The organism is Mucilaginibacter sp. P4_A11 (assembly GCF_056402535.1).
In genome coordinates, this window is sequence record NZ_JBFUHE010000015.1 from 149,141 (window position 1) to 173,242 (window position 24,102).

At 44.1% G+C, this 24,102-nt stretch carries 13 protein-coding genes; 1 reads left to right on the plus strand and 12 read right to left on the minus strand.

Going from position 1 to position 24,102, the window contains the following annotated elements:
- Nucleotides 1-54: 54 nt before the first annotated feature.
- Nucleotides 55-183: a hypothetical protein gene (locus AC1DUD_RS24745; protein ID WP_477379436.1), complete on the plus strand. Its 129-nt coding sequence runs from the start codon at nucleotides 55-57 to the stop codon at nucleotides 181-183.
- Between the two features lie 844 nt (nucleotides 184-1,027).
- Here AC1DUD_RS24745 and AC1DUD_RS24750 read toward each other — a convergent pair.
- The 12 genes from AC1DUD_RS24750 to AC1DUD_RS24805 form a co-directional block, all read right to left on the minus strand.
- Nucleotides 1,028-2,299: an alginate lyase family protein gene (locus tag AC1DUD_RS24750; protein ID WP_477379438.1), complete on the minus strand. Its 1,272-nt coding sequence runs from the start codon at nucleotides 2,297-2,299 to the stop codon at nucleotides 1,028-1,030.
- A gap of 339 nt (nucleotides 2,300-2,638) precedes the next feature.
- On the minus strand, nucleotides 2,639-4,294 hold the full coding sequence (locus AC1DUD_RS24755; RefSeq protein WP_477379440.1) for a hypothetical protein: 1,656 nt from the start codon (nucleotides 4,292-4,294) through the stop codon (nucleotides 2,639-2,641).
- Nucleotides 4,295-4,298: 4 nt separating this feature from the next.
- Nucleotides 4,299-7,118 (minus strand): endo-acting ulvan lysase-like protein, encoded by a 2,820-nt coding sequence (locus AC1DUD_RS24760; RefSeq protein ID WP_477379442.1) that lies wholly within the window; start codon nucleotides 7,116-7,118, stop codon nucleotides 4,299-4,301.
- Nucleotides 7,119-7,192: 74 nt separating this feature from the next.
- Nucleotides 7,193-8,830, minus strand: coding sequence for a glycoside hydrolase family 43 protein (locus AC1DUD_RS24765; RefSeq protein ID WP_477379444.1), 1,638 nt, complete (start codon nucleotides 8,828-8,830; stop codon nucleotides 7,193-7,195).
- Nucleotides 8,831-8,846: 16 nt separating this feature from the next.
- Nucleotides 8,847-10,787: a glycoside hydrolase family 127 protein gene (locus AC1DUD_RS24770; protein ID WP_477379446.1), complete on the minus strand. Its 1,941-nt coding sequence runs from the start codon at nucleotides 10,785-10,787 to the stop codon at nucleotides 8,847-8,849.
- A complete protein-coding gene (locus AC1DUD_RS24775) occupies nucleotides 10,774-12,696 on the minus strand; it encodes an alpha/beta fold hydrolase (RefSeq protein ID WP_477379448.1) in 1,923 nt (640 codons plus the stop codon). The genes AC1DUD_RS24770 and AC1DUD_RS24775 overlap by 14 nt, the downstream gene beginning before the upstream one ends.
- Nucleotides 12,696-13,928 carry a sugar MFS transporter gene (locus tag AC1DUD_RS24780; protein WP_477379450.1) on the minus strand — a complete coding sequence of 411 codons (1,233 nt, stop codon included), beginning with the start codon at nucleotides 13,926-13,928 and terminating at the stop codon, nucleotides 12,696-12,698. Before AC1DUD_RS24780 ends, AC1DUD_RS24775 begins: the two co-directional genes overlap by 1 nt.
- On the minus strand, nucleotides 13,918-14,865 hold the full coding sequence (locus AC1DUD_RS24785; RefSeq protein WP_477379452.1) for an ROK family protein: 948 nt from the start codon (nucleotides 14,863-14,865) through the stop codon (nucleotides 13,918-13,920). Before AC1DUD_RS24785 ends, AC1DUD_RS24780 begins: the two co-directional genes overlap by 11 nt.
- Nucleotides 14,866-14,909: 44 nt before the next feature.
- Nucleotides 14,910-16,757, minus strand: coding sequence for a glycoside hydrolase family 97 protein (locus AC1DUD_RS24790; protein WP_477379454.1), 1,848 nt, complete (start codon nucleotides 16,755-16,757; stop codon nucleotides 14,910-14,912).
- Nucleotides 16,758-17,053: 296 nt separating this feature from the next.
- Entirely contained in the window at nucleotides 17,054-18,772 is a 1,719-nt protein-coding gene (locus AC1DUD_RS24795) for an alginate lyase family protein (RefSeq protein WP_477379456.1), read from the minus strand.
- A 78-nt stretch (nucleotides 18,773-18,850) separates the two neighbouring features.
- Nucleotides 18,851-20,596: a RagB/SusD family nutrient uptake outer membrane protein gene (locus AC1DUD_RS24800; RefSeq protein ID WP_477379458.1), complete on the minus strand. Its 1,746-nt coding sequence runs from the start codon at nucleotides 20,594-20,596 to the stop codon at nucleotides 18,851-18,853.
- A 12-nt stretch (nucleotides 20,597-20,608) separates the two neighbouring features.
- On the minus strand, nucleotides 20,609-24,097 hold the full coding sequence (locus AC1DUD_RS24805) for a TonB-dependent receptor (RefSeq protein ID WP_477379460.1): 3,489 nt from the start codon (nucleotides 24,095-24,097) through the stop codon (nucleotides 20,609-20,611).
- Nucleotides 24,098-24,102: the final 5 nt, after the last annotated feature.

Consider the following 24,102-nt stretch of genomic DNA (forward strand, 5'->3'; position numbering starts at 1 on the left):
TTTTATACATCATTATACGCAAAATAACGCTTTTGGGGTGCATCAAATTTGATGATGTATACACTGTTTTTTGTTGAATGTGATCGTTTAAGCTGGCGCAAATATAATAAAGCATTCCTCATTGAGCAGGAACGTTACAGTAGTTTAGATAAAACGGTGGATGAGCAAATTGGAGGGGACTAAATTTATTATGAAAAAATAAAAGCTCTCCCCACGGCCAGGCACATACTACCGAACTATTTTGTACTCCCGGACCGGAGATCATTCGAACCAAATTGTAGAGCAATTAAAGCTATTACATAAGTTTTGTTCCCTCTATGGGTTATCTTTTAAAAACTATAGTATGCCCGACATATAGCCCCGACATAATTAGTGTAATTTCTGATTACTTTTTATAGGAATTTTTTAGATGATCGAAAGCCTGCTCACAAGTTTTCGATCATCTGTTATGATGTCAGCACTACCTTTTAAATCTGATTTAAAACTCAACATAACGCCGAAATTGGTTCTAAGAGGATTAGGCAAACTGACAACGATCATATAATTATTGGTAAAGGTATTGTTCTTATCTCTGGATTGATTTGTTGTTAACGAAATACTTTGTACCCTGCCCTTAATGGTTCCATATTGTTGATAAGGATAGTTCTCCAGTTTTACAATAACTTCCTGCCCTAACTTTACTTTTCCCGCACCGTTTGAAGGTAAAATAAGTTCACCTAACGGTTTATTATCTTTGGGGATGATGCTGAAAGTCTCCTGTCCTTGTGATACAAATTGGTTTTCACGCCAGAAGTCAAGAAATTGTACATTTCCATCAGAGGGACTTATAAATTCAAATTTAATGTTCCCTTTGTGATGATTATGGATACTTCAGATATAATTAGTTTTAATTTCAGGGTTCATTAAAACCCTTATAACGTACGAGAGAATCATTAATTTTCTCGTACGTTATTAACTTACACCCTGTTACTTGCGCGCGCAAGTAACGCCGGGCTTAACTTATACCCGGCGCTAAAAAAGATAAAATTCAATAAATACCCGACCACGTGTATGATGGGGTAACAACGGTCTGTGAAGTATTGCAATAAAATAAACTTCCCCATCCAACTTCGTCGGTAATGGTGGCTGTAGCTCCTTCATTTACATGGCTGGCCATAACCTGTTCGGTGTACGGCATACTTAAACCGCGATAGCGGTGATAATAATTATACCCCATATACCAGATAGGGCGGTAATTACCTCGGTTAGAAGTTGAAATAGAATTGATGGGAGGAGTTACAGCCCAGATAGAGGTTGCGGGAGTTACAGGATCCCAGGTCACGCTGTTTCCAAGGTTGTATTTAGCCGTATATTCCATGGCCTTACCAATCACCCCACTACGCGCGTCATATAATGATTTGTCACCTTGATTATACGCCATCTGGGCCCATTCCAGGAAGCTGGCTAAACATAGCTGGGTATAATATTGATCACGTCCCCCTTCAACAGGCTGTCCTGTTGATAAAAATGCGGTTACGTTGGTACCATTGTCGGCCCCATTGGCAGCAGTTCTGTTAAAATATTCCAGCGATAAATTATATGCTGTCTGGCTTTCGCAGAATATGCCGTATGCCATTATAAACTTACCGGCACTTGATCCCCAGGATGGCCAACCAGCCACAACAAACGGACTTGTTTTGCTATAAGTGGCGGCATAAGCTGCATAATAGTTATAAAATATTTTGAACAGGTTTTTATAATTGGTTTTCTTCGTTGAAGTAAGGCCAGAATAGTTGTAAACCATATCTGCCCCGTAAATCATAAAATGCAACCCGTAACCATTACACAACTGCCAGTCGTTATCAGGATATTGAATAGAAGTACAGGTTGAAGCCCATGCATCAAGCAATTGAATAACCTTGTCGGCATACTGGGCTTGCCCGGTCATGTTCCACATTACACCATTAACGAACATAGCCATCGCATCGTTTTCATAATCGCTTTTAAATTCATTGCGGCCAACCTGGGCGTGAGCGTGCGGTGCATAGCTGCTGGATAAAAATGTAGCATAATTGCTTTGGAAATTAGCAAAGGTTGTTTTGTATGGCTCCACATTAGCCATTGCCTGAGCGTAGGCATACTGCATTTGCGGCTTGGTCAATACCGTTCCGGGATGTATGAAATCAATCGCCGAGGTTTTCACGTTGCTATTTTCAGATTCGCCGGCGGCTTTTGTCCCTACCAAGCCTTTTTTTTCCTTAGAGCAACCGGTAGATACTGCAAGCATAATGATACTCGCATAAAACAAAGCTTTTCTCATAATTTATAAAATTTAATTGGTGAATTATAATTTAGTATGGTTTAAGAAGTGCCAATTTTTCGGTAGCATTTCCTTTACTTCAGGCAATAGAAAACCTGTCGCGCTGATTCAGCACCGTCAAACACTTTTATAAAAACATTGATTTTTAACTGATAATTGGCAATCAGTTTTCCAGGTATAATGAGAGATTTTTATACCGTACGGGATATAATTGATCCATCCCTGAATCAATTATTGATTTTAAGTGGTTTTAATTTATTTCATTGGCTTGAGATTTAAGTGATACATACGGAGTTAGTTAATAAAAGCATAGCCATGGTTAATATTTAAGTGTCGAAGTTATTTTTCTATAAAAAAAGATTGCTCTACAGGTGTTGCTGTTTGCAGTTTAGGCTCATGACTATCACCATACTGCCAGGCCACTACGGTAACCTTTACCGGGAAACGGCTGCGCGGCGGAATATCTGTAATATTTAAGGAATTACCCAACAGCTCGGCCGGGCCTTCCAAAACATAAAAACCTACTGGTACATGCGCATCTGACGAGGCTTTCAATCTTATCCCCTTTGCGTATCGTTTTTGATTAGGGATTGATAAAAATGTAATATGCTGTTCTTTACCAGCCGTGTTGCGTGGCGGTACAATCATCAACGATTGTTGAACTGCAGGTTTATATTCAGCATCCCCAGGATGGGTGGCAGCAAACCACAGTTCATAACTATGCAGATTCTCCCAGTAACCGGCCTGTGGACTTAACCTGAAAGTAGAATCATTTAACTTAATAACCGGCCCTGTAATCCGGTTAATAGCTATAGGAATATCTCCTGCTGCATGACCTATTGGAGAACCGACAGGCATACCTGACCACATGGGTAAACGAGGGCTACCGCCAGCCACCGTATCATAAAACGCAGCATGAAGTTTAAAAGTGATCCCATCGGTATCAGGTTCAAATTTCAGGTTTACCTGCTGGTGCGTATTGCGTTGTTCAACCATTTGGCCGTGTTGTACATACCCTATCAGCTGCGGTTTTTGGTTGCGATGTTTTTCCTGGTAAGCTGTTGTTACTTTGGCCGTTTCTTCATCAAAATACCAAAAGGCTTTTGATGCATCGCCTTTATAGCTACCCACAGGCGCAGGGCTTGCCGCAGGCAGTTCATTATAGCGCCATTTATCAACCATCCAGCCAGTTTTTGTAGGATCGATATCAATCAATTTCGGCGCTGTATTCGTCGGTAGATTTTTAGGCAACCGGTATTGTATGGCTTTTTTGATGTAAAAGGCAATGTAGGCGGTCTTTTCTCTGGTGGTGGCGAAATGCCCCTGGGCCGGGCTGGATAGCATGCTCAGCGGCAACAGAGGATGTTCCTGCCGCTCCTTTAATCCTTCCTCACTCCAGGTGTTGGCAGCCTCATATTCACCCATCGTTTCCAGGCAAGGGATATAATCAAGGCTTTGATCTTTGCTCCAGATATCGGGAGCAAAAACATTTCTTACATACGGCCATTGCCCACTTACCGAGATACAGGCCAGCGTACGCGCCGGGTTCCATGCGCCAAAATAGTATGGCGCGCTTGCTGCTGCCGAATGCCCCATCGGGATTACCGGCGCAATTTTCAATTCACTATAACCGGAAATATCAGCCAGGTCATTAACCAGCGCATTAAACTGTTCCCCCGCTCCTTCATTAAATAAAAATTTCAGATTGAAGGCGGGGCTAACCCAGATCTCTGCAACCCCCAGTTTACCCATTTCAGCTCTAAATTCTGGGTCTTCCAGTATGGATTGCTCCTCCATATTGTTTTGAGTGAATATGACTGCCTCTACTTGTTTACAGTTTGGCGGTATCCATAAAAATGCTCGGGAAGGATCTTTGTTAACACTTACCGGTTTAACGGGTACCGACCATTGCCATACCGCGGCATGAGCAAACTGCCCCGCAAAAAGCAGTAGAACAATCACAAGTGAAATGTAGTGGTTATGCCTTCTTTTCATAATCTTAATTCAATACAATTTCAGCATCGGCACTTGCCGGCATATTAAAACACCATTGTTTTTTACCGTTTTGGTTTACCGGCTCGCCTTTTACCGTTACATTGTTTAGCAAGACGCTATGGTGTGCGGACAATATGATAGCGGGCAGATAAAGCTTCACCGTGTGATCGGCAGTAAAGTGCAGCTTACCCTGCTCCAGCCACAATGAAGCAGATGCCGGCTGCGAAGAAGTTAAGCCGTAGCCATTTTTAGCTATACTTACCCCTTTACCCAAAAACAGACTAACCAGCTTACTGTCGCTAACGCTGATCACCCCATATAAACCCTTAAACTGCATATCTTCGAAACCCGCCTGTCGTGTTTCGGCATGGGCAAAGATGTAATCGCTCCTTCCTAATTTATTGTTGACTATAAGCCCGGTAAAACCCGGCTCGCTACCGAATGAGCTGATACTTTTAATTGCAGTTCCACTATTGGCAGCTCCTGATGGTTCATAGATTGCGGCAAATGGCTTACTCCATGCTTCGCCGGTTTGGCGCACAACAACCGTAGGTAATGGCATATTGGCAATGCTGTCCGGGATCATTTCATTTTTACGCCAGGCTTTTGATGGTGGTGCTTTTACACTGAATACTTCCCTGCCGGCATAGCCTTTCATCCACATATTCATGAATATGCTTTCCTTGCCGGGGATGCTTAAACTGAAACGGGCTTTAAAATCGTTGTCAGTTCTAATCGATTTTTTATCATAGAAGTAATCGTAGCCTACCAATTCTGTATTCGCGAACGTAAGTTTCTCCGTTGGCCGGATCTCCAACGGTTTATTGTCATTAGCAGATAAAGTGACCTGCTGCCCGAGGTTATGGTAGATATAATCATGCGACTTGTCCTTACCATCTTTACGCCTTGACCTGAAGATATCTACATAATACCCTGTCGAATCGCCGGTGCGGACAATGCTCATCAGCCTGTTTTGATCGGCATTAGTTTCGGGTTCAAGAAAAGAGACATCCGAAAATGTAATGCCTTTAAAATATCCCCCCTTTTGAGCAGTCTGCGGGTAACAGGCATTTAGTTTCAGGGGGTGGTTGCTTTTCATAGCCGGATATGATGAAATCCCATCAACCACTACGGTATTATGTGCCGGAAACTGCGAATAATATTCGGCATAATCGGTCTGAAAATAGCTCCCGCCAATGCCCCCTTCCGGCGCAAGTACTATTCCCCTGCCATAAAGTTCCATGGCAATGCCGTTTGCATGCATATGGTTACCGCTGGAACCGGCTTGAGAGATCATCAGCCCCGTATTTACATCCAAACCATTACGCTGTACCATCCAGCTTACATTAGGCGACCAGAACGTCGCCGTCAGGTAATCCCCCGGCGATCCTGCCTTAACTGTATCAGGAATGGTAATGGGTGGGGTACCGAAAAGTGCATTAAAACCTGTTTGCCGTATAACTGTTCCGGGGCTGTCCTGCTGCCCCAGGGTGTTGATCGTTTTTAGCATCCGGCTGTAGATAGCTTCCTGACCGCGTTTATTGTTCACGCGGGCATTTCGGATCAGATCGGATATGGCATCGGTTCGGAGTTTGCCGTAATGGGTATCGCCGAAACCAACAATATATCCGTTGGGGTACAGGTATTGGGCATAAGCCAGCACCGCTTTAGGCAAAACTGGTATCTGTTTCAGAAGATCGGTATGTAATGTGCGATCAAAGAGGTTTACAAAGCCCGTAAAATCAGCTATCACATTTTGAGAATAACCGGGGCACTCGCCCCAGATAGCTGTTACCGGGTCATAGCCTTTCAGCAGCGTAGTTAAACTCCACTGGCGGGTATAGGTTTTATTCAGGATTTGGTCGAGGTAATACTGGCATCCCCGTTTATCGGCATAATAGCTATCGTTTTCAAGGATGATGGCAATATCTGCTACAAACTTGGCCTCTATTAAATCCCAGTTATTAAACGGCACGCCATTTTTGATGATGAGATCGGCCCATTTTTTAAAGGTAACGGCATACGTCTGTAATTTTTCGGGGTGATGCTTTTTGATATAATGAAAAAGGAAATCATAGCCGGCAGTTAAAGGCTCCAGCACATCTTCGTGGATCACTTCAAAGGCAGATAAACCGACCAGTGTTTGATCATGACCGTGGTTAAGGTCAATGGGCTCGTTCCGGTATCCCATCCCTGTGATATAGGTATCCAGGATAGCATAGGAAAAGGCTGCATACTTTTCATCGCCGGTAAGCCAGTAAAACATTGCGGCGTTCCGGGCCTTTTCAATGATCTCGATATTGATCGATTCGATGATCCGCCCTGTTTTTGACTGTTCTACCCACTCCCATGGCTTGCCCGGCACAGTTCCGTTTTGCAGGTACAATTTACCATCCTCATCCATATAGGGCCTGATATCTTCCAGCTTTGGGCGCATGTATTGAGTAGCTGCGTCCCGCGTTCCGGTAAACCTGACGGTGGGTACAGGTGCATGACCGGTTGCATAAGCATAGATGCCATTTTTAATAAAAACATCAGTATAATGCTGCTTCCAGTACATCTGTAACCGGGATGACATCCATGTGCTGTCTGTTTGATAGCGGGAAACATTTGCATCTGCGTCTGCCCGGATCTGGTTAAAGGTTGTTGTTGCCCAGTCCTCCTTTTTTATGAGTGTGTTGACCTTATCCCTGCCGATGTTTTCATCAGCAAGCAAGCGGGGATGGCCTTTTACATTCACACCGGAGATATTTATCTGTTGTGCATTAACAGGTGTAATTGCAAGTAACCATAGCGATAAACCCGACAAGACAAGTTTGGCCACCGTGTTTTGTCTCCGTAAATATCTTTCAATCATAATGATCATCATTTATTCTTCTTTCTTTATAAAATAATATGCTACTTGTCTACCCTGAACCAGTCGAAATCCGCGTAGCCCCCCATACGTACATCGGGTGTGCTGATACAAAACAAGCCTACTTTAGCACCGATCCATTTATCAGGTTTGGCAGCAAACTCTTTTCCAATAGTGGTAAAATTTATCCCGTCTTCGCTGTAGCTGAAAACACACCGGGCATCGGGCGAGCTTACTTTGATACGCAGATATGCTTCAGCACTTTTGATCCGTTTCTCATCGGTTACTTCCTCTGCTGTACCGTCCATGGCGTTTTTACAAACCACGGCACTTAACTTGTAGCCTTGGTTATCTTTTGATATGGAGAGATATGCATAATCATTGCCCATCATCAATAAGCCGGCTTTTTTCCCCTGCCCTGCCTCCCACTCAACCTGGTATTTTACCTTGGTAGTGGCCGTAAAGTCGGGAGCCGGCAGTTTTTGCAACAGCAGATTTGGCGTGGTCCAAAGGTTAACCGCATTTTTATCCTGCGGATAAGCAAACAGCCTTAAATAACCTGATCCTTTGATCTGGGCGCTCCATTGAATCTTAGGATTGGCATGCCATTGCCATTGCAAACCGGTTTTATCACTGTTAAATTCATCGCTTTCGGCAGGCGTCTGAATGGGACACACCACGCCTGTATTGGGCTTTTTATAGGTGGAAACCGGTTCTCCTTTACCATCCTGATCCGGGTCATTACCAATCACCGGCCAGTAGTTCACCCATTTCACCGGTTGTAAATGAACTACCCGGCCGTAAACGCCTTTGTCCTGGAAATGAATAAACCAGGGCTCACCTGTTTGGGTTTCCACCAGCGCACCCTGGTGCGGACCGTTCACATTGGTTTTGCCCTGGTCCATTAGTACCTTTTCTTCATAAGGGCCATAAATATTTTTAGAACGTAGTGCTAACTGCCAGCCAGTAGCCACTCCCCCTGCCGGGGCAAGAATGTAGTAATAGCCATTCCGTTTATAAAACTTGGGACCTTCTATGGTATGATTTTTTCCGTGCCCGTCATAAACATGTGTTCCTTCATCGGTAACTGCTGTTCCACTTGCATCCATCTTAAAAACGGTGATGAGACTGTTAACACCGGCACGGCTCCCAGCCCAGGCAACGCCTAAATAAGCTTTGCCGTCATCATCCCAGAACGGAGCCGGATCAATGATCCCTTTGCCCGGCAATACCAATACCGGTTTTCCCCAATCTCCGGCGGGATTTTTGGTTTTAATCATGTAGATACCATAATCCGAATCCGGGTAGTAGATATAAAACTCGTTGTTATGATAACGGATACAGGGCGCCCAAACACCCTTGCCATGCTGGGGCAGATCATAAACCGCCGCAGGCTCCTGCCTTTTTAAGGCATAGTTGATCAGCTTCCAGTTCACCAGGTCATTAGAATGAAGGATCGGTAATCCCGGCATACAATTAAAACTGGATGATACCATGTAATAATCATTTCCTACGCGGATAGCATCAGGGTCGGAATAATCAGCGTGGATAATAGGGTTTTGATAAGTACCATTACCTTTATCTGCAACCCAAACTTTAGATACCTGTGCGAAACCTTGACCAATACCTGTAAGCAGGATCAATCCTGTTATTAAGCTTTTGATAAAACTGTTTTTATACATGTTTAAGCTATTCTTGTTAATTTAAATCCCAGTAAACCACATAGCGCTGGCGGTGCTGGTTATAGTAAGGTTCAAGTATAACCGGCGTTCCATTTGCGGTATTGGTGGTTTTAAAAATTAAAGGCTCCCCCTTAATCGGTTTTATAGCACCTGAAATGTTATCATTGTTGATATTCAGGGCATGTACAAGATTCGCAGGGATGTTATAATCATAGTCATAATACTGATAGGGATCGGTAGGGTCATGATAAGGTGCGTGCGCCGGCATCGCTTCGGTACCCATTTCACCTGCCAGTACTACCGGCCCGTACATCACAGCAGCTATTTTGGGATTATCGGGTGTTGGTTCCAGGTGCAAGGTCATTGGGTAGGTTATTTCTACCTTGTCACCCGTTTTCCATTTACGGCTCAGGGTGATATAGCTTCCGGGTGACTGGTCAACTTTGACGTTTTTACCATTTATTTTTACTGTTGCACCACTAAGCGCCCAGCCCGGGTAACGGATATAAAGCGATAAGCTTTCTGCATTTGCCGAGTCGATAATGAGTTTTGTAGTTGTCTCTTCGGGATAAGCGGTTTCCTGTCTTAATTTCAAACCTTTCGTTTTCCAGGTTAATACCGAGGGAATGAACAGGTTGACATAAACACCCTGATCGTTATGGTAATAAATAGCTTCGCCGTATTTCGACTGGCTCTCAAACCCTGAGCCTACGCAGCACCAAAACGAACTATCGCGGGTACTGTATAGCCGGAATGCTCCGGCTTTCAATGGTGTAAAATAACATACCATACCGGTTTTGGGATCCTGCTGCCCCAAAATATGATTGTATAAAGCACGCTCATAATAGTCGGCATATTTTACGTTGGCATCCCAGGTAAACAGGTGGCGCGTTACCTTGAGCATATTGTAGGTATTACAGGTTTCGCCGGTATAGCCGGTTATGAATTTTGAGATCTTTCCAGGCTCAATAAAATGTTCCTTATCACTATTGCTGCCGATGACATAGGTTTGATTATGGATCACATTATCCCAGAAATTGCTTACGATAGCTTTATCCCTGTCATCGCCGGTTAATTCATAAGCACGGGCCTCCCCCGTAATTTTGGGAATAACAGTATTGGCGTGCATCTTGTTGAGTTTGTCCTCCCCAACAGCTAAGGGATCAAGCACTGCGTGGTGATAAAACAGGTCTCCAAGCTTTTTATGCTCCGCGTTGCCGGTGATGGAATATAAATTATACCATGCTTCGTTCATGCCGCCAAATTCGTTCCTGAGCATCAGGGCCAGTTGATCCTCGCTCAGTGGCGAGATCTTTCGATAAGCCCATGAGGCCAATTTATTCACCACATCCAGTGCCTGCGTATCGCCTGCATACCAGTAAGCATCGATTAAACCGGCCACTATTTTATGCAGGGTGTACCAGGGAGCCCAAACACTTTTGCCTTGAATATTTCTGTCGATATAATTTTGCGGAAATGCGCTTAAATATCCTCCTTCGTTCAGAGTAACCTGCACCTCGGCGAGTCCGGAAACCAGGCTGTCTATCTTTTGCTTAAAAACTATGTTTCCGGTGGCAGCATATTGGAATGACAACCCTGATAACAGGTGACCTATACTATGACCACGCAACTCCATATCCAAAGCTTCCCAGCCGCCAAGCGGAGTGGGCATTTTTGTTTTACTATCTTTTTTATGGGTAAGCATACCCGCGTTAACCCTGAAGCTGTGCAGCAAACGCTCTACCGGCAGAGATAACATCCATTCGCCTTCGCGGTTCATATTTTCCTTAAAGCGACTATCAAGCAGCTTTACATCCTGTAAATCAAAACTGTATGCTTTAACAGTAATCTTTGGTGCTGCTTTTATTTGAGATTGATGCTGCCCTATATATTGGGCTGATAACCCTAAAGGCAGCATCAGCAATCCAATCCACAGGAACCTCCTAATTCTTTTCATCTTCTTTTAATTTTATCGTGTTCAAAAAAGCCAGCAGTTTTTCGTTGAAACCCTTGGGGTTTTCGAGATTGCTTACATGTCCGGCATGAGGAATGATCATCTGCTTAGCCGATGGTACTACTTTCAACAACCTATCGGGAACATTGGCATCGGCAGCGCCGGTGAGTATCAATACCGGAACGATTATTTTTTGCGCCCTTAACCGGGTTTCCGCCTCGGTACCAAGTAAAAAACGGGGCTCAAGATGCTGAGGCTGCCATGCATCCCATTTATAGATCATATTCCAGACGGGCTGCCTCAAGCTTTCGATATTTTTGCCGTTGCGCTTGGTTAGTTTGCTAAACCATTCCTGTTTATTGGCCTGGATGCCTTTTGCCTGCCATACTTTGATCTTTTTATATTGAGTTTCGGCCTCTTCGGAAGTCCATGGCTGACCGGGACCGGGCACGTCAAAAAAATCGCCACTGGCAGCAGTAGCCGAAAGCAGGCGACCGGGGTAAAGCGCTAAAAAATCGGTAACAATAAACCCGCCCAATGACAGCCCAACGATGTGCGCTTTTGCTATATGCAGCTGATCCATTAAGGTTTTCAGATCGTCGGCATGCAGGGCTTTCTGATTTTCTGAAGGCATCGATGACCAGCCGTATCCCCTTAGATCATAACGGATCAACTTGTATTTTTTAGCCAGCTCAAAAAACTGCGGGTCCCATTCCGTGCGGTCAAATGAATGCCCGTGGATCAGGATAAGTGGCTCGCCTTTTCCTGTTTCTTCATAATAGAGTTTAGCACCGTCAGCTGTTGTGATGTAACCTTGCTTTACATTTTTCATGTTTGCCTGTGCCAGCACATCCCTCACCAACAGTGGTAACACGGGGCTGCCTAAAAACGAATTGAAGCCGTTTTTCATTTCGGCTACGCGGGCAAGCAGGAAGCCATAAACGTTATGCTTTTTATCGATCCAGGGATAGGCCCCGGCCCAGCTTGGGCTGCTGATCAATGTGGCGTTGCCTTTGGCATCAACCTCTTCACGCCATTCACCAAGGCCATAAACATCCTTTCGTTCACTCGCCCGGGTGTTTTCAACGTAAGGATCGGTCATTTTAGCATTTCCAACCTGGTCGGCCTGCATCTCCTGTATGGCTTTTGCCGACAGGATGCGTTTGCCTTTATATACTCCGTTATGGATGATCATGTTTAGGAAACGAGCATAGTCTTCCAGTGACGATCTTACCCCGCCGCCCAACATAGGGCTTTGGCCGCCAACATCGCTCACAGGCGTAAAATGAGTCAATTGCATGCCTAAGGGTTTTGCTATCTTTTCCTGAAAGATCAATTCCCAATCTTTACCCGCAGCCAGTTCGGCCATACGATCGGCTACCTGCATGGCAAGGCCGCCGTATTTAAATTTGGTTCCGGGAGCAGTATCAGCAGGCAGATCGACAATATGGGCTACCGATTCTTTCAGGGTTTTATAGTTATCAGGATGTCTGCCTGCCGATTGATAATCGGGATAACCGGCAGTATGCGAAAATAGTTGCCTTAAAGTGGCCTCTCCTTTTTGATCTTTAAATTCGGGCAGCCATTTTTTAACCTTGTCATCCCATGATAATTTCCCATCATCAACTACGGCAGCTATAGTAGTAGCAGCAAGCCATTTGCCTGCCGATGCTATATAGGCTACTGTTTCAGGGGTATAATTTCCAAAATATTTTTGGTGGATAACCTTGTCATCCTTAACAATAATAACTGATGCACCTTTGTAGTAACCGCTATCAACCCAGCCGCTGATTTTCCTATCCAGGTAAGAAAAATCATACACCACGGGCTTTTTTGCCTGCATCTGCGCAGCTGCAACCAAGGCTATAGCCACTAGTATAAAAATTGATATGATTACCCGGATGCTTTTCATTAGTGCTTAACTTTATAAAATTTGGCGCCGAATAAAAAGATCACCGCATAACAAATGATAGGCAGGTAATAAGCATGTGCTACGCTGTGGTTGGCTATCTGCCCCATGATCATAGGGAATACCGCGCCGCCTACTACCCCCATCGCTATAAAAGACGAAGCCTGCTGTGTATGGTTACCCAGGTTTTTGATCCCCAAACTAAAAATGGTAGGGAACATAATGCTGAAGAAGAAATTGATCATCAGCAGGGCGATGTACGATGTCCAGCCTAAACTTTGTGCAACTACCAGGCACATTAAGATACTGCCGCAGGCAAATGCGGCCAGCAATTTATTGGGGGCAATAACGGTCATGAATGAGGTGCCTACAATACGGCCAAGCAACATCATACCCATAAATAAACTCATAAAATAAGCGGCTTTTTCATCACTGAAATGCATTACACTTGCGCCATAATTTATAAAATAAGCCCAGGTACCTGCTTGTGCAGCTACATTAAAGAATTGAGCAACACAAGCCCATACAAAGTGACTATGCTGGAATAGCTTTTTTGAAGGGGCTACATCTACATTAATGGCTTCCGGATCATCAGCTACAATGGTTGCATGAGGGTCTGTTAAAGCCGGTATCTTCAAAAACGCAAATACAACAGCTATTAATAACACTACAATGCCAATGGCTACATATAAAGTTTTAACTGAGGTAAGATCTGTTGATTTCACAGTGTCTCCGCTCAACAGGAAAAAGCCGCCAATGGTAGGCCCTATGATGGTACCCACTGCATTAAACGTTTGCGCAAAGTTTAACCGCAGGTCGCTTTTACGCTGGTCGCCAAGCGCTGCGGCAAACGGATGTGCCACCGTTTCGAGTGTTGCCATGCCACAGCCTACGATAAAAAGTGCTATCCTGAAAAAGACGAAGGAGGCGGCGTTGGCTGCCGGCACAAATAAAAATAAACCTCCGGCAAATAAAAGTAAACCTAATATCACACCAGACTTGTAGCCGTATTTTTTCATGAATAAACCTGCCGGGATACTCATAATAAAATAAGCGCCAAAAACTGAAAATTGTATCAGGCCGGATTGGGATATGGAGAGGTTGAGCACGTTTTGAAAATGCTTATTCAGCACATCGCTCATAGAATGCAGCAAGCCCCACATAAGGAACAGCGAGGTAACAAATACGAAGGTTACGATAAATCTTTTCTCGGTAAAAGCTGGTTTATTGGTCATATGGTTTATTAAAATTGATTACCCGGTTGATTGGCGTTAAGTAAAAATTCAGTTCAGATCTGCTTTCAAAACCCGCCGCGGCACCCATTAGGGCCGCATCTTCACCTAAAAGAGCCAATTTTATTTTAAAATTTTCGGAACCCGCTGCTAACCTGTCGCTGAGCCCTTTGAGGAACAGGTCCGATGCTTTTGCAATATTTCCGCCAATAACAACTACATCAGGTTTTTCGGCCAGGACTATATCTTTAAGGAATAAAGATAAGTTAGCCGTAAATTCATCAAATACGCCCTGGACTACAGCGTTGTGTTTGGATGTTAATGTTAGCCCGCTCACACCCGTAGCCGACAAGCCTGTTATTTCACGATATCGCCTTAAGAACCATCTTGTAGAGAAATAATCATCCGCGATACTATCCTTATAAAGCTCACTACCCAGGTTCAAATCCTTCGCTATACCATCAAAACCCAGAGCAGATCCAAACCCGGTACCCAGCGTGATCCCCAGGGCTTTCTGGTGCCCGGTACCTGCACCTGCCACAATTTCACCTTGCAAAAACGCCTCGGCGTCATTGCGGAACAGGATATCCGCTGTGTCTATCCCAAGCACTTCCGACAGGTACACCTTAATATTCAAACCATAAATAGCCTCATATTTATGCAGGTCTTTGATCAATGAGATCCCCTTTTCATAATCAAACGGGCCAGGCATTGCCAGGGCAACCTGTTGAACCGAAGAACCAAATTTTTCATAAGCTTGTGTCAATGCCGCTGACCAGCTTTTAAGTATTTCAGTTGCCGTTCCCTGAGAATTTACGTTTACCCGGGTACGGGTATCTTCAATGATCATTTTGTTTTCCAGGTCAATGACAGCAGCTGTAATATGCGTACCGCCGATGTCTGCACTGATCACAAAATTGTTTTTATCCGTTTTATTCATGCTGATATAAGTATATAGATAGACTGTAGTAAGCTGATCATCAATTATTTTTCCGGAGTAAGGCAAATTGCCTCCCCGCCCGATGGCAGCAATGCAAATTTCAATGCTGTTTTATTATTTACACTTTTACTGCTTACCTTAACATGCGTGGCTGTATTCACAGACGGATCATCGCTGTAAATTGTCGCTTTATATTTTTTACCGGGTTCTAAAAAACTCAAATCAAGCTTAACCTCACGTGCTTCATTGTTGGTGATGGTACCTACAAACCATTCTTTTCCGCTTCTGCGGGCTGTTGTGATGTATTGCCCCGGAGTTCCCTGTAATACTTTTGTTTCATCCCAGATGGTTGGGATCTTGTCCCAAAATTCCAATTCGGACTCATTATGCTCTGCTGAAGGCTTATCATACCAATACAAGGTTTGCAGCGGACTGTAATAAATAGCCGCCAGCGCCAATTGATGGGCATGGGTGGTTTTAATGCGTTTATCAAAATAACAGATGGTGTAATCGGCAGCACCGGCAATGTACCGCGTAAAAGGCAATACCGTGTTATGCGTGGCATCAGGCATTTCCTCATTACCACGGATCCCCTCGGACGACATCAGGTTTGGCCAGGTTCGCTGCTCACCCGTTGGCCGCCAGTCGTCATGAATATTTACCATGATGCGGGCATCTGCTGCCTGCTGAATTGCCTTTTCCACCCAGGTTGTCCAGCGATGCGAGCCCTGTTGTACAAACCCGAACTTTACGCCTTTAACTCCCCATTTATGGTAGATGGCAAACAAGCTGTCGCTTTGCGCATACAAGCCTTGCTGATTAACATAGAGCCAAACGCCCACACCTTTATCATTCCCATATTTAATTATACCTGGCAGGTCAAAATCAGGTATTGCAACTTTAGTAGCATCCGAGCTGAAGCTAAACGCAGGCCCGTACCACTTCCAATCAAACAGGATGTATTGCAGATTATGCTTTACTGCGAAATCTATATTTGCTTTTGCATCAGCTGTGGTCTGAGCCATTACCCGCATGATCTTACCGGGTTTGATCCAATCGGTATTAGCTATCCTTGATGGTTCGTTAAGATTAAGCATCATATAGTTATGTTCGATCAAATCCCCCGGCTTTTCAGCTATCATGATTGCCCGCCATGGGGTGCCTACCGGCGAGATCAGCTGTGCCCCGCCAAACATCGAGGTTACTAAGGTGGATGCCTTATCAGTACTCAGTTTAAATTTGGTGCGTGCATAGTCAACCAATTGCGCTTCTCCGAGTGCTGCAAACAAGCCATTAGGCAGTTCTACTGTTAGTGGCCGTTCGCTTTCGCCGGGCCAATTTTTCAGGGGTAATTTATAATATGGCGCTTGTGCCCAGTTGGCAAACCAGGTTTGAGTGCCTTCAGGAAGACTAAACTCAGTGTTTTCGGCAGTAATATTATAGTAAGTGCCTTTAGGATTTTCAGGAAAATAATACATGAACGCTACCCCCTCGTTGTAAACCCTAACTTGTACCTGCATTACATAAATTGGGTTATCATCTTTTACCAGTGTAATATTGACGGCGTTATAATGATCCCTGATAACAGCCCGTTCTCCGGTAACAGGTACCCAGGTGGTATCATGCCGGGAGGAATCAACTCCGGTGATCATCAGATTTTCGCACCAGTTTTTATGCTGATCGACCTTAAGCGCCATAGCTTTTTCTGAAAGATCATTATCCAATTGGAGATCAAGTACTGACTCAAGGATTACCGGTTTGCTTTTATAATCTACACTATAGTACATTGTACGCTTCCCGGCATCAACTTTTTGACTAAACCTGAATGTTATATTTTTATCCGGCGATTGGAGGCTAAGGGCAGTATCTTTTAAACCCTGTCCCCGAGCCATACTGATACAGCAGGTTAGCCACAAGCAGGTCATCATTATTTTTGCATTTTTTTTCATGTCAGATAGTATCACCCCCTGGATTTTTTATTCCGTTTTTCATTCTGGTTTTCTTTCACTAAAACGGTTTAACAGATATAGGACAAATAATTTCACGTTTTATAATCATATCAAAAGCAATTAGCAGTAATAATTATAAAGAGAACTACAGATCAGTTCTTTATGAGCATTATAAATACTGAAGCCGGCCGGAAACCGGCTTCAGTATTTATTTTTATTGTTCCTGAAAGATCTTTAGTTTAATTAGTCGGAATGTCCGTCAAGTTTTTATACGAACGTACCCAGTCCACCTTAGCTTTTTCGCCGCTTGCGCAATCACCAAAATCAAGGTAAAGGCCGCCGGTTGTTGAACTTGTAGGGAATGGCACCCCATCATTTAAGCCGGATTTTGGTGTCCATTTGATAACATATACCTGCGTACCCAAAAGCGTCATATCTATTTTACTAACATACCTGTAATCATGGTTTGTACCGCCTATACTCCAATAGGCCTGGATAGCCCAATCGTCGGTGCTCTTTTTAAGTTTGGGTATCTGAGTAACTTTAACAGCGAGGTAAGGATAGGTTACAGGATCTAACAGCGCAGAACCCTGCCATGCACGAACGTAAGTACCGATAGAAGCAGAAACTTCTAACTGGCCGTTAGCCACGGCAACCTTTGAATTTTCGGCCCATGGTATGCCTCCCCATCCTTCCAGCGCATCAAACTCCCATCTTAATGCCCCAACCGCAACAGGAGTTAAACCGCCTGCCGATGGATGATAAAACAATAAGCTACCCCAGCCGGTACCGTCTGTTACCGTGCCGATAGTTTGTTTTTCAATGGCAGTATACTGTTCCAGCACGCGCTGGGTATTTGGCATAGCTGCACCAAGACGGTTATGAAATTGATTGTAGGCCATATAAAATATAGGGCGGTAACTCCCCCTGCTATCAGTGGAGATGGCCGGGTACACCCATTTTCCATATACCTCGGGGAAAGCTGTATTGTAAGGTACATCCTGGCCCAGGTTATATTTGGCATTATATTCAAAAGCTTTCATAATGACGGTATCCTTAGCTACCCACATATCCGGCTTGCCTTGGTTATAACCCATTTCGCATAGTTCTTCAAAATTGCAAAGCCCTAACTGGCTATAGCTTTGTGTCCTGCCGGATTCCTGGTTTTGCCCGCTTGGCAGAAAATAATGCTCAATAGTACCATCCCCGCTTCCATGATAGAAATAATTGTAAGCAGCATCAAACATAGACTGGTCATCCAGAAATATCCCAAAGGCCATGATCGCCTTAGCATTGGCACTATCCCAGGTTCCGTTGGCCCCCCCGGGAATTTCGATACCCTTAATTACAGGATACCAGATGTTCCGGAACATATCTTTACATTTTTGCAGGTCTGCGGCTTGCCATCCCGAATAATCACGTACCAGTTCGGCACCATTGGCCATGATAAAACCATTGAAACTCGCACATAGATAAACATCCGGCCCGGTACTGGTAATACTCTTCAAAGTAGTGGACCACGCATTAAGCATTTTCACCGCATTATCCGCATAAGCGTTGTTGCCGGTAAGCTTCCACATCAGGGCCTGAGAAAAGATAGCATAAGAGTCATTTTCAATAATCGACTTATAGTTTATACCATCGCGGGCTATAATTGTAGGATCACGGGTAATAAGTGGAGTTGGCCCTTGCATTTGATAGTTTAAAGAAGCCCATGTTGAGGCTTTGAGGGCAATAAAAGTTGTGTTCCATGGCTCCGAAGATGATGCGATCTGCGTTTTGATATAATCTAACGACGATGCTGTGAGCAATACCCCCGGGTGCTTAAATGTCGCGGCTCCGGTCGGGTTAGCTACACCCTTGCTGCTTTGCTCTACACCATACAATGACGGTGATTTTTTGCAGGACATTGTTACCAATATGGCATACAACGCCATTAACCATAAAGTAGGTTTCATAATTGGGTCTTTTTTAATGTTTTATAGATCGGCTGATCTGATTGAGTCAATAATTACCTATCCGGGTTGTGTTGATAATTACCAACCCGGGTTTTGCGTAAGCTTACTGTTTAACTTAATCTGGTCCTGAGGAAGGGGTAACAGGTAGTTTTTCTCCTGCCAAGTCCTACTGTTATCGATGATCAACACACCGTTTGCATCCTGAGGTATGGTACTTGCGCCCGGCCAAATGGTGGCGAATTCGGTACCGGCCCATTTAATGCCCAGCGCCGGCATCGGCATTTCCGTTTCGGCGGTTTTCCAACGTTTAAGGTCATCAATGCGGAAACCTTCATTATATAATTCGATGGTTCGTTCACGTCTTATCTCTGTTTGCATATTTAAGCCGTTAGCGGTTACAAAATCATTGGTCAGTAACGGCATAACGGTGTTTGCGCGGTGCCTTACCTGGTTTAATGAAATATTTAAATCAGCATCAGAAATATTTCCGTTACGTTCATAAGTAGCTTCAGCGTAGTTCAGTAACACCTCGGCATACCTGATCACCGGGTAATCATATGACTCGTAAGTGTCGGCCACCTTTCTTTCCGATGCCCATTTCTGGTTCTGATAACCTGTACCAAAATTGGAAACCAGCGGTTTAAAAGCGGCGTTGGCGATATCCGTGGCATCATTTTTCCAGGTAACACGATAGTTTGTGTTGTTCCAGTAGTAATTGCCGTTTACCATTAAGGTATATTGCATACGTTTATCCCTGTTGGCAAATTCAGACCTCGCCGTGCCATACCCTTTAAACAATGGCGATTTTTCAATAGGCAAGCCATCGCTGCATAAATAAAGATTAGCCAATTTACGGGTTGCCCAATCCACAAGGCCATTGGCAAAAGTGGTTTTGGTTATGTTAAGATTAGAGATCCGGATACTTTCATCATAACGGTTAAAAAGGATATACTCGGTATTTGCTGACTTGGTAATACCTGCCGGATTTGATTTGGTATTTTCAAGTATAAACATATACTTCTGCGCCGAATCTCCTAATGCAATACTTGAACCTGTTGTACCAAATAAGGCATACTGCCCGCTGGTCATTACAGCTTTACCTGAGCTAATCGCTATGTCCAGCAAGGCGTTGGCGCGGGTTGTGTTTCCTCTGGATTTTTGCCAGGTACCTTCATAAAGGGCCACCCTTGATAGCAATGCTCCGGCAGCCCCTTTACTTACGCGCCCTTCATCTGCAGACCTAAGCGCACTTTCCAGCGGCAGGTCGGCAATAGCGGCATTAAGATCGGCTATAATAAAATCGGCAACTTCATCCCTTGAGTTTCTGGGAGCCATCAATAACGGGTCATCAGTATCAAGCGGTTTCGAAACAATGGTTACCCCGCCGAAGATTTGCAAAAGGTCGAAATACACATATGCCCTGAAAAATTTGGCTTCGGCTACATACTGGCTAATTTCGGCCGGTGTGGCATATGCTGAAGCTTTGTTTAAAAGGAAATTGACATTCCGGATCCTCTGGAAATCTGTATTGTACGTTCCGTCTGTTTGAACAACACTGTTAGCTCCCTGACTGTAAACGTTCTTAGTGCTGTTAGTCAACAAATCTGATCTCAGATCGCTGTGCACACCATCTGTAACGGTACCGGCAAACGTTCTTTCATATAAGTAAAATGCATTTGCAGCCAGCTTAAAATCATTGGCTTTTTTCCAATAAGCCGCGTCAGACAAGGTATCCTGCGGGTTCAGGTTTAACGCTTTTTTGCAACTGAATAAAGCAGCAATCAATGCAAACGCTACGATATATTTATAATTAAATCTTTTCATGTTTTTTAAAAATTAGAAGGTAACGTTTACACCGGCGGTTAAATATCTATAAAATGGATAGCGGCCATAATAAGGGCTTCCGTCTGTCGTGATCACATTTCGGGGAGCTTCAGGGTCCCATCCATCTTTTATTTTAGTTATTTCCCACAAGTCGTTTCCTGAGATATAAACACGTAGTTTTGATATAAAATTGGTTGCAGAGATCAGTTTTTGAGGTATTGTATAGCCTATTACCGCATTTTTTAAACGCAGGTAAGCACCATTTTCAACCGACCATGAAGAGGGCTGGTAGTTGTAGGAATTAACAGTGCCGTTAGTTGAATATTTAGGATAATAAGCGCCGGTATTTTCTGGCGTCCAGTTATTGTTTACCGATTGATTGGTGGTATTCAGGTAAACGGCGCTAAAAGGCACCCGCCATACGTCGCCATTGCGAAAAATGGTCCTGCTGCCTACCCCCTGAAAAATTACGGAGATATCAAAACCTTTCCATTGTACCCCGGCATTGAAAGAGTAAGAATACCGTGGATCGTCGGTACCTAAATACTTATAATCGGCGCTGGTGATTTTGCCATCGCCATTTAGATCTTTATAGGAGTTATCGCCGATATGAGTTGTGTAAGAACCACCCGGAATATCAGAGCCGGCAATTAGCTTGGTCGCAGCGTCTGCCTGTTCCTGTGTCTGGATGCGGCCGGCATACTCCAGCCCGAACACCGAACCTATCGGGTAGCCCTGAGTTGCGGCATTATATCCACCATAAATAGTTGTAGCCCCGTTTATGTTAATCAGCTTGTTTTTATTGTAGCTGATATTGCCTCCTACATTGTAACCAATTTCGCCAATTTTATCGGCCCATGACAAGCTAACTTCCCAGCCATTGGTTTTCAGGTGGCCGATATTTGCAGCCGGCGCCTGGGCCCCTAAAATTGTAGGATAAGTTTGCGGTAACAGCATATTACTGTTATCTTTTATAAAATACTCAGCAGTACCGGTTAAACGACTGTTCAATATCGAGAAATCGAGCGCTATGTTGCTGTTTCTAATACGCTCCCATGTCCTGTTTAAACTCACCAGGCCATTGGTTGGGCCAACGGTTACCGCCTGCCCCGAGCCCAGTATCGGGTTATTGCTGGTCACCGTGCCGGTTTTAGTCAAAACCAATTGCTGGATATAGTCATATAAACCTATACCGCTCTGATTACCCACTACGCCATAGGATGCCCTCAACTTCAAATCATTAAAGAAAGTAACACCTTTCATGAAATTTTCCTGGCTGATTCGCCAGCCTGCGGAAAAGCCATAAAATGCCTTCCACCTGTCTTCTTCGGCAAACTTGGAAGAGCCGTCATACCTGAAATTGGCTTCGAGCAAGTACCTCTGTTTATAGGCATAATTAACCCTGCTAAATGCAGAACCTATTGCATAATGGTTTTTAGTTTCACTGTTGGTTTGATTACCAATACCGGTTAATGTTTTAATATCCTGTGAAACCGGGTTAAGGACGGTAGCATCAAAATAATCATATTCGTCGCGCTCATACTGGCTGCCTGCTGTAACACTTACAGAATGGTCGGTGCTGAAGGTATTTTTGTATTCGAAATAAGCATTGGCATTATAGTAGTCTTCGCCAAGATTTGCACGTTTAAAATAGGATGCATCCTGTGTAGGATTAGTAATACCTGGCACAGTGCCTAAATAATTGTACCACTGAATTGAGTTTTGCTGCGTATAGCGGTTTGCATTGTTGGTATTATAGCCCAGGGTGGCAACAAATTTCAGGCTTTTTAAAATGTCATAATTAATTTTTTCATTGATATAAACGTTTGCTTTGGTCAAACGGTTATCGCCGCCCAGTTTGGCTTGCCAGTTGGGGTTAAGCTGGCCTCCCCAGGCATATGGCCCGCCATTAATAGTAGATATAGGCATCCCCGGCTGGGCGTACTGCCCAAGTACGTTGTTGATCAGGGTCGGCGTTAAAACATCATTACGGTCATAGGCTATATTTGATTCGATTTTCACCTTGCCGCCAATCAGAAAATCATTAGCCAAACGTACATTATATCGTTTATTGGAATTATTTCCCCATCGCAGGATACTTCCGTCGTCCATGTACCCTAAAGAAATCCGGTAGCCTGCCTTTTCGGTACGGCCGGCAACACTTAAGTTATTTTGGGTTGAGTTTGCCGTTCCCCATAAAACATTTGTCCAGCTGTTGTTAAAAAACACATAATCGTTTACATCACTAAAATTTGGTAAGGGGTTACTTCCATAGGTTTTGATATCTATATAATTATTCAAATTGGCCAAAGCCAGCTTACCATACTTGATCCAGACATCACTATCATCAAATCCATCATTTCTCCTGGCCGTAATCACACCATTGGCCCATTGCTCCACGTTCATTAAATGAGGTTGAAGGCCCACAATTTTGCTTGAAAAGGAACCATCGTATTGTACTACTGTTTTACCGCTTTTTGCTTTTTTAGTAGTGATCAGCACCACACCACCAGCAGCCCTCGCGCCATAAATAGCTGCCGACGCATCTTTCAGGAACGACATACTCTCAATATCATTAGGGTTGATAGCATCCAATGACCGGACGCCAACAGCAGCAACACCATCAATCACAACTAATGCATCTGTCGGGTTTATGGATGATGCCCCCCTGATATTGATATTCCAGCCTTCGTTGCCGGGAGCTGCAGAACCTCTTGTTATCAGTACGCCTGGTACCTGTCCTTGTAAGGCCTGGAATGGATTGGCCAGGCTGCCTTTATCTTCAAATGCTTTGGCGTTAACCGTTGCCACTGAACCGGTCAGCGTAGCCCGTTTTTGAGTACCGTAACCTACCACCACAATCTCATTCAGCTTATTATCTGTAACGGTGAGTTTGATGTTAATAATCGTCTGGTTGCCTACAACCACTTCTTTCGCATCAAAACCAACGAAACTAAATGCGAGCACCGCATTGGTTTCGCCCGAAGGGATAGTAATGGTATAAGTTCCTGCGTTATCGGTTACGGTATTAATGGCCTTTCCCTTAAGCGCTATGGTAACACCCGGCAGTGGTTCCCCCTTCTCATCGGTTACTTTGCCTCTCACAATTACTGCCTGCAGAGCAACCAGCGGTTCCGGCTCGGGTAATTTACGCTGAACTATAATTACTTTATTTTTTACGGTATAAGTCAGCGGCTGATTAAGGAAGCATTTATTAAGCGCTTCGGCCAGGGGGGTGTTTTTAAAATCTACATTTAATGGGCTCGCTCCATCAAGCATCTCATCGGTGTAGAGAAACGTGTAACCTGTTTGGTTTTGTATTTCGGCAAATACCTGTATAATGGACGCATTTTTCCCCGAGAAAGTTATTTTTTGAGCACGGGCAGCAAAAGATATCTGGACAAAAGCTGTGATCAATAAAACGATGGTAAGTTTCATCACCAACAGAAATTTATGAATATAGGCCGAATGCCTATACCCGGTAAGAGTATAAAATTTCATATCTT